This is a genomic window from [Borrelia] finlandensis (genome assembly GCF_030438365.2).
GTDB lineage: Bacteria > Spirochaetota > Spirochaetia > Borreliales > Borreliaceae > Borreliella > Borreliella finlandensis.
The window spans coordinates 290,234-302,958 of sequence record NZ_CP124070.1 but is presented as its reverse complement, the minus strand read 5'-3'; the positions used below and the strand labels follow the sequence as shown (position 1 = coordinate 302,958).

Sequence of the window (12,725 nt, the reverse complement as noted above, 5' to 3'; positions counted from 1 at the left end):
AATTTTAAATGAGGGAGGTTTCAATTTGAATGATTTTGAAAGATCTGTGGATTTTTCACATAGGTATTTAGATGTTTTGAGTTTAAGACAAAGCGTTATTTCTGACAATATAGCAAATGTAGATACTCCAAATTTTAAAAGAAGCAAAATTTCTTTTGAATCAGAGCTTGAAAAGGCTTTTTTAAATGAAGATAAAAATAATTTAAACTTAATTAAATCTAGTGATAAGCACCTGTCTGGGTTTAAAAATCTAAAGTATTCAGATGTCAAGCCTCACAGAGTTCTTGACCATTTTTCAACTATGAATAATAATGGCAATAATGTTGATATTGATTCTGAGGTTAAGGCACTTGTGCAAAACCAAATGATGTATCATCTTATGACTAATGTTCAGGCGCATTATTTTAAAAGTATAAATATTGTATTAAAATAAATTAATATCTTAAGGAATGTAAAATGGGATTGTTTTCAAGCATTAATGTAGCTTCAACGGGATTAACAGCACAAAGGTTAAGGATTGATGTTATTTCTAATAACATTGCAAATGTTTCTACTTCTAGAACTCCTGATGGTGGACCTTATAGAAGGCAAAGGATTATTTTTGCACCAAGGGTTAATAATCCTTATTGGAAAGGGCCTTTTATTCCGGATTATCTTGATAATGGCATTGGTCAAGGAGTTAGGGTTGCTAGCATTGAAAAAGATAAATCTCCATTAAAGTTAAAATATGATCCAACTCATCCTGATTCAATAAGTTCTGGAGATAAAAAAGGTTATGTGGAGCTTCCCAATGTTAATTTAGTTGAAGAAATGGTAGATATGATTTCAGCTTCTCGTGCTTATGAGGCAAATTCTACTGTCATCAATAGTAGTAAGTCTATGTTTAGAAGTGCGTTAGCTATACTTCAAGGCTAAAGGAGAGATCATTGGTGAGAACAGATGCTTTTTTTACAGAAAATAATATTAATTTGGTTAAAAAAAATCCTTTGCATTTTGATGTGAATCTTTTTAGTTCTAAAAGTAATGCCAAAGACAATGATATTAAAACTTTTAAGGATGTTTTAATAAATTCGATTACTGATGTCAACAAAAGCCAATTAAATGTTTCTAAGGTTACAGAACAAGCTATTCTTAAGCCTAGTAGCATTGATGTTCATGATGTTGTAATAGCGATGTCTAAGGCGAATATGAATTTAAGCATTTTAAAGGCCGTTGTTGAGAGAGGTGTGAAGGCTTATCAAGATATAATCAATATTCGTTAAGGAGCCATAAGATTTTGAGCAAATTTTTTACTAATTTTTTTGTTTCAGCAAAAGGAATCTTCAAAAAAGCTAGTACGGTTCAGAAAATAGCCTTAGGATTGATTATTTTTTTTGTGATTCTTGCGCTTGTTTTTTTAATAGGGTTTTCTACTAAAAGTCAAAGCATTGCTCTTTTTGGGGTTGAAATTAAAGATCAATATCTCTTAGATAGGATATCGCAAAGACTTGATAGAGAAAATGTTAAGTATTTTTTGAGTTCTGATGGAAGAATTTATTTAGATGATGAAAAGCTTGCAAAAAAAATGAGAGCAATTCTTGTCAGAGAAGAGCTTGTGCCCGTTCATATGGATCCATGGGCTTTGTTTGATATTGATAGGTGGACTATTACTGATTTTGAAAGAAGCATTAATCTTAGAAGATCTATTACAAGAGCGGTTGAACAGCATATTGTAGCTTTAGATGATGTTGATGCTGTTAGTGTGAATCTTGTTATGCCCGAGAAAGCTCTTTTTAAAGAGTCTCAAGAGCCTGTTAAGGCATCTGTTAGAATTACCCCAAGGCCCGGTTCTGATATTATTACCAATAGAAAAAAAGTTGAAGGACTTGTTAAACTTATTCAGTATGCCATTGAAGGTCTTGAATCTGACAATATTGCTATTGTTGATAATAGGGGAACTATTTTAAATGATTTTTCTAATTTGGATGGGATAGATAGAATAGACTTAGCAGAAAAAGAGCGTAAGTTAAAGCTTAAGTATGAAGCTATGCTTAGGGGTGAAATCGATTCTGCATTAAGTAAGGTTTTGTCTGTTGATAGATTTATGATAGCAAGAGTAAATGTAAAGCTTGATACTTCAAAAGAAACTACAGAGTCTAAAGAGTATGCCCCTATTGAGCTTCAATCTCAAGATCCAAAAGCTTCTTATAACACTAGGAAAGTAAGCGATTCAACTATTATATCTTCTCAGACTCAAAAAAAAGAATATCAGGGTCAGGGATATAGCCCCTGGGGACCTCCTGGGCAGGAAGGCAATACTCCTCCTGAATATCAGGATTTAAGTGATATTACTGGTAAATATAATGAGTCTCAAGAGATCAAAAATGTTGCTTTGAATGAAAAAAAATCTACAAGCGAAAAAGAGCCCGCTAGGATTGTAGGTGTTTCTCTTGGTATTTTCGTAGATGGTATTTGGAATTTTGTGTACGATGAGAAGGGAGATTTCGTAATAGAAAATGGAATGAGAAAAAGAGAATATAAGCCTATGGCATTAGAAGAAATAAAAAATATTGAAGATGTTTTGCAAAGTTCTTTTGAATATAAGCCAGAAAGAGGCGATTCAATAACGGTTAGAAATATATCTTTTGATCGTATGAATGAATTTAGAGAAATAGATGAAAATTATTTTGCAAGTGAAAGGTTTAAATATTTCTTATTTATTGCAAGTATAGTATTTTCATTATTAATTTTAGTATTTACGATATTTTTTGCTATTTCTAGAGAACTTGAGAGACGAAGACGTCTTAGAGAAGAGGAATTAGCAAAGCAAGCACACTTGAGACGTCAACAAGCCTTAATGGATGGTGGTGACGATATTGGCGTTGACGATGTTGTTGGTGGGATTAGAGAAGGCGATGAGCTTCAAAGCAATGCTGAGCTTTTAGCCAGAGAAAAGCCAGAAGATGTTGCTAAGCTTATAAGAACATGGCTTTTGAAAAACGCGTAAAAGGTAGTAATTGATATGGAAGAAAAAAAAGAAAAGGAGATTCTGGATGTTTCTGCTTTAACAGGCAAGCAAAAGGCTGCTATTTTGTTGGTTTCAATAGGTTCTGAAATCTCTTCTAAAGTGTTTAAGTATCTTTCTCAAGAAGAGATAGAGTCTTTGACATTTGAGATAGCAAAGCTTGAGACAATTACTTCTGAGCTTAAAGATAATGTTCTTTTAGAGTTTAAAGAATTAATGATGGCTCAAGAATTTATTCAAAAAGGTGGAATTGATTATGCAAGAGAGCTTCTTGAAAAATCTCTTGGGACTCAAAAAGCAGTTGATATTATTAATAATTTGGGTTCTGCTTTACAGTCTAGACCCTTTGAATTTGTAAGAAGAGCAGATCCTGCGAATATTTTAAACTTTATTCAGCAAGAACATCCCCAAACAATTGCTTTAATTCTTTCATATCTTGATCCTCAAAAGGCTTCTTTTATTCTCTCTAGTTTGCCCACAGAGGTACAAACCAATGTTGCAAGAAGAATTGCATTAATGGATAGAACTTCTCCTGAGGTTGTAAGAGAGGTTGAGAGAGTTCTTGAGAAAAAACTAGCTTCTCTTTCTTCAGAAGATTATACATCAGCAGGGGGAGTTGACAATGTTGTTGAGATAATTAATATGGCTGATAGAAAAACGGAGAAGTTTATTATTGAATCTCTTGAAGAAGAAGATCCAGAGCTTGCAGAAGAGATTAAGAAGAAAATGTTTGTGTTTGAGGATATAGTTTTGCTTGATGACAGATCTATACAAAGAGTTTTAAGAGAAATAGATGGTCAAGAGTTAGCAAAAGCTTTAAAATCTGTAGATATTCCTGTCCAAGAAAAAATTTTCAAAAACATGTCAAAAAGAGCGGCTTCAATGCTTAAGGAAGACATGGAATTTTTGGGACCTACTAGGCGAAAAGATGTTGAGGAATCTCAGCAAAAAATTGTTTCTCTTATTAGAAAATTAGAAGAACAGGGAGAAATAGTTATTTCAAGGGGTGGTGAAGAAGATGTGCTTGTCTGATAAAGGAGTTTTGTTTGCCTAAGGTTTTATATAAATCATCAGAAGTTGATAATTTAGTAAAGTTTGAGTTTGTTGAGATAGCAAAGCCTGTTTTTGAATCTTTGGAAATCAAGGAGAAGGAAGGCAAGGTTTACGACATAGAAAATCAAATTTCCAATCTTAAAGAAGAGTTGCAGCTTTTAAAAGATGAAAAATTACGACTTGAGGAAGAGCTTGCTAAAAGGCAAGAACTTGCCAAAGAGGAAGTTCAAATTGAATCTAAGCGGCTTATTGAAGAGGCTAGGGCAAAGGCTAATGAAGTATTAGAAGCAGCCAAACAAGAAGCAGATCTTTTACAAAAGGAAGCTATTTACAAGAAAGAATCTATTGAGACTGAATCTAATGCCGAGATTGAAAGATTAGCAAGAGAGTATGAAGAAAAATTAAAAACAGATCTTGAGATAGCAACAGCTAAAGGCAGGGAAGAGGGATATAGCAAAGGTTATGAAAGTGGTTTTGAAGATTTTGACAAAGTTATGAGAAAATTACATGCTATAATAGCATCTCTGATTGCTGAAAGGAAAGGTATTCTTGAATCTTCGAGTGGCCAGATAGTAAGTCTTGTTATGCAAATTGCAATTAAGGTTATTAAGAGGATTACAGATTCTCAAAAAGATATTGTTTTGGAAAATGTTAATGAGGTTTTGAAAAGGGTAAAAGATAAAACACAGATTACCATTCGTGTAAATCTTGATGATTTAGATATTGTTAGACACAAAAAGAGTGATTTTATTTCTAGATTTGATATTATAGAAAATTTAGAGATCATAGAAGATCCCAACATAGGCAAAGGCGGTTGTATAATTGAAACTAATTTTGGAGAGATTGATGCGCGCATTTCTTCTCAACTTGATAAAATAGAGGAAAAGTTTAAAAATTTTTCTTTATTAAGTTAAGTATCTAAAGGAATTTTAGTGAGCAATTTTTTTGAAAATTATTTAAGACAAGTAGATAATATTGAAACTGTTTCTTTTGTTGGCAGGGTGCAAAAAATAAAAGGTCTTTTAGTTGAGAGTTTAGGACCTCAGTGTGCTATTGGAGATTTGTGTTTAATTGATCAAAGAAATGGTAAAAAGGTGTGCGCAGAGGTTTTAGGATTTAATGGTCCTTATGTTAGCCTTATGGCCTATGAAGGATTTAGCGGGATTGAAGTTGGAAATAAAGTTTATTCTTTAAACAAAGGGCTAGAAATAAATCTTAGTGATGAGCTTTTGGGAAGAGTTATTGATTCTCTTGGCAGACCCATTGATAATAAAGGGTCATTTTTGAACAATAGTTATAAAGAGTTAATTTTTGAAAAAATTAATCCAATTAATAGAAGTATTTTTGAAGATCAAATATTAACGGGAGTTAAAGTTCTTGATGGGTTTTTGCCAGTTGCAAAAGGACAAAGAGTTGGTATTTTTTCTGGTTCTGGTGTTGGTAAATCTACTTTGCTTGGCATGATTGCAAAAAATTCAAATGCAGATGTAAACGTTATTGCTTTTATTGGGGAAAGGGGCCGAGAGCTTAATGAGTTTATTGAACATGAGCTTGGTGAAGAGCGTTTAAAAAAAAGTGTTTTAGTTGTTTCAACTTCTGATGAATCTCCCATTTCAAGGTATAAGGGAGCTTATGTTGCTACCATGATAGCAGAATACTTTAGGGAGCAAGGCAAAGATGTGGCTTTGCTTTTTGATTCTATTACCAGGTTTGCAAATGCTAAAAGAGAGATGTCTCTTTCTTTAGGAGAGCCTCCGGTAGCTAAAGGTTATCCGCCTTCTGTTTTTGTTGAAATTCCAATTTTGCTTGAGAGATCGGGCTTTAATGGTAATGGGGGAAGTGTTACTGGGTTTTATACTGTTCTTGTTGAGGGGGATGATTTTACAGAGCCTGTAGCCGATAATATTAAAGCTGTTTTGGATGGTCATATTATTTTAGACAGAGATTTGTTTGACAGGGGAATTTATCCTTCAATAAATGTTTTAAGTTCAACTTCAAGATCTATTCATAGAATAATGAGCCTAGAAAAACAAAAATTAATAATGAAAGCCAGAAATTTATTGTCTATTTATAAAGATTATGAAGATCTTATTAGAACAGGAATTTATCTCAAAGGATCCAATAAGGATGTTGATTTTGCAATTTCCAAGTATCCTAAGATTATTGATTTTATTTCTCAAGGAATAAACGAAACATTTGATTTTGAAAATTTAGAAGATGAAATAAAGGAAATATTATCTTGAATTATTTAAACTTTAGAAAGCAAAAGCTTAGTAGAATATTGACGATTAGAACCTACTTTCGAAAGCTAAGCGAGAGAGACTTAATGAATATAAATAAGAAAATTTCAAAAATAAATCAGTTTTCAGATGGAATTCCTAATGTTTTAAAAAACTTGAATGGTTTTGATGATCTTTACATAAGAGGTTATATAGACTGTTTAAATTATAAAAAAACCCAAAATTTTAAAATTCTTGAAGAGCTTAGAAAGCAGTATAACAAATGTTATGATATTTATGTAGATAAATATAGGCAAGAAAAAAAGATTAAGATATTAATAAAAAATTTAAATAATTCTATAATTAAAAATAGAGAAAAAAAGGAAAGCTTGCTGCTAGATGAGCATGTAAATTATAAAGTTTGTCAAAATCTAAGGAATGAAAGTGAATAATTTTTTATCGTTCTTTTTTAGGGCATTTTTTTTGTTATTTTTAATTGTTATTTTATTTTTCTTTGTATTATTCTTTATTGATTTTATTGGAATGTATAATACTAAAAGATATTTTCCCGAATTTGTAAGAACCAAGTTGTTAGGAGAAACTTCTCTGGTCTTTGATCATAATTCTAATATAATTCTTGATGAAGCTAGACTTGTTAAGGAAAGAGAAGCTATTGATATTAAGAATCAGCAGATTGAAAAGCTTAAAGAAGATCTAAAGCTAAAAGAAGACAGCTTAAATAAGCTTGAATTTGAGCTTAAACAAAAGCAGAAAGATTTAGATTTAAAACAAAAGGTAATAGATGACATTATAAATAAATATAATGATGAGGAAGCAAATATTTTGCAAACAGCTGTATATTTGATGAATATGCCGCCAGAAGATGCTGTTAAGCGGCTTGAAGATTTAAATCCCGAGCTTGCAATATCTTATATGCGGAAAATTGAAGAGCTTTCCAAAAAAGAAGGTCGTTTATCAATTGTTCCTTATTGGTTGTCTCTTATGGATTCTAAAAAAGCTGCTATATTGATTAGAAAAATGTCTGTTAGTTCATTGGAGTAGTGTGTATATGAATAATTTATTAAATTTAAGTAAAGCTTATGGGAATAAATTAAATCTCCTGAATACAATTAAGGGGTTAAATTTAAATGTTTCTAAGATGGAATCTAAAGGAAATGCGAGCTCTTTTTTAAATGTTATGTCTTCTGAATCTAAAAAATTAGCTAAAGCAAAATTTATGATATTTGATTTTTTAAATTTTTTTAAAGACAATGGATTTATTGCTAAAAATTTAAAAAAATCACCTTTAAATAAATCCTTTTTTTTAAAAAAACTTGAAAATGAAGATTTTGTTTCCGATTTGAAATCCTTAATTGCTAGAATGAATGTATTTTTAGATTTTAAAGGTTTAAATAGCATTAAAGAAGATTTATCATCCAATTTTGATTTTTTAGGTAAAGAAAAATTTTTTGAAAAAATCGAAAAACTTTGTTTAGCTTTTAATGATTTGAGTTCTTTTTTGGTTTTCGATTTTTTAACTGCTTTGATTGATGATCATTATAATCAGATAAGCTTGAATGATAAAAAGGAAGAAAAGAATGTTATTAACATTGATGTAAAAAACTTCAAAAAGAATAATAGTGAGCATAATGATTTTGTTTTTTCAAAGTTTAGCTTAAATGCAATTGATGGTCAAAATTTTGTTGATAGGTATAAAGTTAAAGAAATATCAAACAATTCTTTAAAAGGCTTTGTTGAAGAATTTGCTAATTATAATATAAAAAGCTCCAAAGATGTTGGAGGCTTTGATTTTGTCAGCAGTTTAAAGCCAGAGTGGAATCTTAAGATTAATAAAAATATTGTGGATAAAGCTAAAGTTGTGTTAAAATCGAATAATACAGGAGAGATTAAGTTGGTTTTAAAGCCCAAAGAGCTTGGTAGTATACGAATTAATTTAAACCTTGATTCAAATAATAATTTATTGGGAAAGATTGTAGTGGATAATCAAAATGTTAAAATGCTTTTTGACCAAAATATGCATTCATTAAATAAAATGCTTGGTGAGAGTGGTTTTAATGCCAGCTTAAATCTTTTTCTTGCAGGTGAGAATTTAAATTCTTTTACTGGAGATTTTAAAGATGACCCTAAGAATCAAAATTTTCATTTTGGTTATAATAAATTTTTTCAAATTGAAGAAGAAGTTGAATTTTCTTACGATGTAGATAAAAATATTAATTTAATTGTTTAGAGGGTGGAGCTAAATGAATAAAATGAACGGTGTTGAAAATGTTTTTAATTTAAATATTAGTAATAAAGTTAAAAAAAAACCAGATTTTAATGTTGACAATATATCTAATAAGGTTAATCTTGGCAAGGATGATTTTTTAAAGTTACTCATTACTCAACTTAGGTATCAAGACCCTACAAATCCAATGAAGGATAAAGAATTTATTGCGCAAATGGCGCAATTTTCGGCTCTTGAGCAAATGGCTAATATGAGTAGATCGTTTGAAAAACTTTCATCTTCTTTAGAAATAAGAAAAGATTTGGATTTATTAGGCAAAGTAATTAAATTTCAGCATGGTGATGGGGAGATTGTTGAAGGTCGTGTCACAAACATTAAGACAGGCGCAATACCTCAAGTTATGGTTAATGGTAATTATTATGTATATAAAAACATATTATCGGTAGGTTTGGAGGAATAATTATATGATGAGGTCTTTATATTCTGGTGTTTCTGGGCTTCAGAATCATCAAACAAGAATGGATGTTGTTGGTAACAATATCGCCAATGTAAATACAATTGGCTTTAAAAAGGGAAGAGTAAATTTTCAAGATATGATATCGCAATCTATTTCTGGAGCTTCTCGCCCTACTGATGCTCGTGGTGGGACTAATCCCAGGCAAGTTGGATTAGGCATGAATGTTGCCTCAATTGACACTATTCACACTCAAGGAGCTTTTCAAAGCACCCAAAAAGCATCTGATCTTGGGGTTAGCGGCAACGGATTTTTTATTTTAAAAGAAGGTAAAAATTTGTTTTATACAAGAGCCGGCGCTTTTGATGTGGACTCTGATCGACATCTTGTAAATCCTGCAAATGGAATGCGAATTCAAGGTTGGATGGCAAGAGATTTAGAAGGTAAAAAGGTTATAAATACAGCTTCTGATATTGAGGATCTGATTATTCCGATTGGAGATAAAGAGGGAGCAAGGTCTACCAAAAATGTTACTTTTGCTTGTAATCTTGATAAGAGATTGCCCTTAATTCAAGAAGGTGCAAGTCCTGCAGATATTGCACGTGGAACTTGGGTTGTCAATAAATCATTGTATGACAGTTTTGGAAATGTTAGTGTTCTTGAGCTTAGAGTTGTAAAAGATCTAAATACGCCTAATTTATGGAATGCAACAGTGTTAATAAATGGTGAGCAAAATTCAAATTTTACACTTGGATTTGACAATGAAGGAGCATTAGCGTCTTTAAATGGTCAACCAGGCCAAAAAGGAGATATTCTTCAAATTCCTATAACATTTAATGTTTTGGGCGCAAATGTAGGTGAAGCTGGTGAGCAGCAAACTGTAAATTTAAAATTGGGAACAGTTGGAAGCTACACCGATTCAGTTACTCAGTTTGCTGATTCTAGTAGTACAAAGGCCATTATTCAAGATGGATATGGCATGGGATATATGGAAAATTATGAAATTGATCAAAATGGTGTTATAGTTGGCATTTATTCAAATGGCATAAGACGAGAACTTGGCAAGATTGCTCTTGCTTCTTTTATGAATCCCGGAGGACTTGCAAAATCAGGGGATACTAATTTTGTAGAAACAAGCAATTCAGGTCAAGTTAGAATAGGCGAAACTGGACTTGCTGGACTTGGTGATATTAGATCTGGTGTTTTAGAAATGGCTAATGTTGATCTTGCAGAGCAGTTTACAGACATGATAGTGACCCAAAGAGGATTTCAGGCAAATGCCAAAACCATTACCACTTCTGATCAATTATTACAAGAACTTGTAAGATTGAAAAATTAATCTAAGATTGTTTTTTAGTATATGATTTTTGTAACTAAGCTTAATGGTGATGGATATTATTTAAATCCTTATCATATTGAAAGTATTGAGGCTAATCCTGATACTACAATTCTTCTTATGAATGGTAAGAAGTTAATTGTTAGAGAAAAAGTTGAAGAGGTGGTCAGTAGGATTAAGTTGTATAGGAAAGAAGTTGCTTCTTTAGAAAAAATTTTAGGAGAAGGAAATGGGGGCGTTGAATTATGAATTTAGCTAGTATAATTGGGTGGGGAGTTGGATTTGGAGCTATTTTAATTTCTATGGCATTTACTCCTACAGGACTTGGTGTTTTTTGGGATTTAAGCTCTGTTTTTATTACTGTTGTTGGATCTTTTTCTGCTCTTATGGCTTCTTCAGAAGTTGTTGCTGTAAAAAAAATTCCAACGTATTTGGGATTTTTCTTTAGAAGAAATTCATATGCTAAGGTTTCTATTATAAAAATATTAGTAGAGCTTTCTGAAAAGGCTAGAAAAGAAGGTCTTTTATCTCTTGATGATGAGCTTGAACAAATTAATGATCCATTTTTTAAGTCAGGAATGAGGCTTGTTGTTGATGGTGCAGATCCTGAGGTAATTAGAACTATGCTTTATTTAGAGCTTGATCAAATGCAAGAAAGGCATAAGGTTGGTTCAGATCTTTTTAAAACTTGGGCAAAGCTTGCTCCAGCTTTTGGTATGACGGGTACTCTTATTGGGCTTGTAGCTCTTCTTGGCAATCTAGAGGATAAATCTGCGCTTGGTTCTTCTATGGCTGTTGCTCTTATTACAACTCTTTATGGAACTATAATGGCAAATTTAATGTTTACTCCTGTTCAACTTAAGTTGGAAAAAATTAATACTGAAGAGGCTGCAGTAAAGACAATGATAATTGAGGGTGTTTTATCAATTCAGTCTGGAGATAATCCTAGAATTTTAGAGCAAAAATTAATGACGTTTTTAACCCCCAAAGATCGAAGTCAGCTTAATAGCAGTATTGGTGGTGAATAATGGCTTTGCGAATTAAGAAACCTTCAAAATGTGATGAAGGGTCTCCAGATTATATGTTGACTTATGGAGACATGGTTACTTTGCTGCTGGTGTTTTTTGTTACAATGTTTTCATTAAATGATATTATTTTTCAAGAAAATGTGATAAGAATAATGTCTGCTTCTTTCACGGGTGCGGGATTTTTCAAGGGCGGTAAAACTTTAGATTTTAGTAAATTATCTTATTTGAGTAATAGTTTTATGTCTTTACCTTCTACTGTGCGCAATAAACAAGCATCTCAGACTGCTAAAAATAAATCTATGATTGAATTTATTGAGAAGATTCAGTCTAAAAATATTGTAGTTAGGCAAGAAGAAAGAGGTATTGTAATATCTCTTGCAGCAGATGCATTTTTTGATTCTGCTAGTGCAGATGTTAAGCTTGAAGAGAATAGAGATTCTATTCAAAAAATAGCATCTTTTATTGGCTTTTTAAGCCCTAGAGGCTATAATTTTAAAATAGAAGGGCATACAGATAATATTGATACTGATATAAATGGACCTTGGAAAAGCAATTGGGAACTTTCGGTTGCTAGATCTGTTAATATGCTGGAGCATATTTTGAACTATTTAGATCAATCTAATGTTAAAAGAATTGAAAATAATTTTGAAGTATCTGGTTTTGGTGGAAGTAGGCCTATTGCAACAGACGATACCCCTGAGGGTAGGGCTTATAATAGAAGAATTGATATATTAATTACTACAGATGCATCTTTAAGTTTCCCTAAGGAAATTAAGCAGTAAGTAATTCTTTTTAACTTTAAAAAAGAAATTAATGGGAGGAATTTTATTATGCCTAATAAAGACGATGACAATTTAGATATGGGGGATTCCAATGTTAGTAGAAAAGGCGGTTTATTGCCTGATATTATAATAAAAATTTTACAAATACTTGCAATAGGAATATTTACTGTTGCAATAATGATAATTGTTTCTTATTTTGTGTCTAAAATGGTGGTAAGTCAAAGTGGAGCTCCTAGTGATTTTCCAGTTTTTTCTAATGAATACTTAGGAAAGCCACCTATGCTTATATGGTATGAAAGTATAGATGAGATTAGAGGTAACACCTTAGATGTTCCTCCAAAAACTTTTGTTGTAAAGCTTGCTTTAGGGTATGCAGAGAATAATGTTAATATTCTTAATGAGCTTGGAAGACAGAAGGTGCGCTTAAAAGACATTATTAGAGAATATTTTAGCCAAAGAACTGGTCAAGAAATAAAGAATGAAAGTCAAATAAAAGCAGAAATTAAGGCAAGAATTAATAGCATTCTTAGAAATGGAGAAATAAAAGAAATAGCATTAACCCAAATTGATATTTTTGATATGTAATAAATTTAAAAGAATTTTA

16 protein-coding genes are annotated in these 12,725 nt (G+C 31.6%); all 16 read left to right on the top strand.

The window, feature by feature from the left end:
* Positions 1-25 precede the first annotated feature (25 nt).
* From flgB to fliL, 16 genes are read left to right on the top strand one after another with little or no spacing between them, the layout of a single operon-like run.
* Positions 26-433 carry a flagellar basal body rod protein FlgB gene (gene flgB / locus QIA19_RS02010; RefSeq protein WP_008882632.1) on the top strand — a complete coding sequence of 136 codons (408 nt, stop codon included), beginning with the start codon at positions 26-28 and terminating at the stop codon, positions 431-433.
* Between the two features lie 23 nt (positions 434-456).
* Positions 457-915, top strand: a complete 459-nt coding sequence (flgC, locus tag QIA19_RS02005; RefSeq protein ID WP_184107401.1) for a flagellar basal body rod protein FlgC — start codon at positions 457-459, stop codon at positions 913-915.
* Between the two features lie 11 nt (positions 916-926).
* Positions 927-1,262: a flagellar hook-basal body complex protein FliE gene (gene fliE, locus QIA19_RS02000; protein ID WP_002660553.1), complete on the top strand. Its 336-nt coding sequence runs from the start codon at positions 927-929 to the stop codon at positions 1,260-1,262.
* Between the two features lie 14 nt (positions 1,263-1,276).
* Positions 1,277-2,986 (top strand): flagellar basal-body MS-ring/collar protein FliF, encoded by a 1,710-nt coding sequence (fliF, locus tag QIA19_RS01995; RefSeq protein ID WP_008882741.1) that lies wholly within the window; start codon positions 1,277-1,279, stop codon positions 2,984-2,986.
* A 15-nt stretch (positions 2,987-3,001) separates the two neighbouring features.
* Complete coding sequence (fliG, locus tag QIA19_RS01990; protein ID WP_002556889.1) at positions 3,002-4,036, top strand: flagellar motor switch protein FliG; 1,035 nt, start codon at positions 3,002-3,004, stop codon at positions 4,034-4,036.
* 14 nt (positions 4,037-4,050) lie between these two features.
* A complete protein-coding gene (gene fliH / locus QIA19_RS01985) occupies positions 4,051-4,971 on the top strand; it encodes a flagellar assembly protein FliH (RefSeq protein WP_301365454.1) in 921 nt (306 codons plus the stop codon).
* Between the two features lie 18 nt (positions 4,972-4,989).
* Positions 4,990-6,300 (top strand): flagellar protein export ATPase FliI, encoded by a 1,311-nt coding sequence (gene fliI / locus QIA19_RS01980; RefSeq protein WP_301365452.1) that lies wholly within the window; start codon positions 4,990-4,992, stop codon positions 6,298-6,300.
* Positions 6,297-6,728: a flagellar protein FlbA gene (locus QIA19_RS01975; protein ID WP_301365450.1), complete on the top strand. Its 432-nt coding sequence runs from the start codon at positions 6,297-6,299 to the stop codon at positions 6,726-6,728. Before fliI ends, QIA19_RS01975 begins: the two co-directional genes overlap by 4 nt.
* Positions 6,721-7,338, top strand: a complete 618-nt coding sequence (locus tag QIA19_RS01970) for a periplasmic-type flagellar collar protein FlbB (protein WP_002656732.1) — start codon at positions 6,721-6,723, stop codon at positions 7,336-7,338. Before QIA19_RS01975 ends, QIA19_RS01970 begins: the two co-directional genes overlap by 8 nt.
* 7 nt (positions 7,339-7,345) lie before the next feature.
* Entirely contained in the window at positions 7,346-8,524 is a 1,179-nt protein-coding gene (locus tag QIA19_RS01965) for a flagellar hook-length control protein FliK (protein WP_301365448.1), read from the top strand.
* Between the two features lie 13 nt (positions 8,525-8,537).
* Positions 8,538-8,981 (top strand): flagellar hook assembly protein FlgD, encoded by a 444-nt coding sequence (flgD, locus tag QIA19_RS01960; protein WP_008882406.1) that lies wholly within the window; start codon positions 8,538-8,540, stop codon positions 8,979-8,981.
* Between the two features lie 4 nt (positions 8,982-8,985).
* Positions 8,986-10,314 (top strand): flagellar hook protein FlgE, encoded by a 1,329-nt coding sequence (gene flgE / locus QIA19_RS01955; RefSeq protein ID WP_301365446.1) that lies wholly within the window; start codon positions 8,986-8,988, stop codon positions 10,312-10,314.
* Between the two features lie 21 nt (positions 10,315-10,335).
* Entirely contained in the window at positions 10,336-10,560 is a 225-nt protein-coding gene (locus QIA19_RS01950) for a flagellar FlbD family protein (protein WP_301365444.1), read from the top strand.
* Positions 10,557-11,339, top strand: a complete 783-nt coding sequence (locus tag QIA19_RS01945; RefSeq protein WP_301365441.1) for a motility protein A — start codon at positions 10,557-10,559, stop codon at positions 11,337-11,339. The genes QIA19_RS01950 and QIA19_RS01945 overlap by 4 nt, the downstream gene beginning before the upstream one ends.
* Positions 11,339-12,121, top strand: a complete 783-nt coding sequence (gene motB, locus QIA19_RS01940) for a flagellar motor protein MotB (protein WP_301365439.1) — start codon at positions 11,339-11,341, stop codon at positions 12,119-12,121. Before QIA19_RS01945 ends, motB begins: the two co-directional genes overlap by 1 nt.
* A 48-nt stretch (positions 12,122-12,169) precedes the next feature.
* On the top strand, positions 12,170-12,706 hold the full coding sequence (gene fliL, locus QIA19_RS01935; protein ID WP_002656257.1) for a flagellar basal body-associated protein FliL: 537 nt from the start codon (positions 12,170-12,172) through the stop codon (positions 12,704-12,706).
* Positions 12,707-12,725 lie beyond the last annotated feature (19 nt).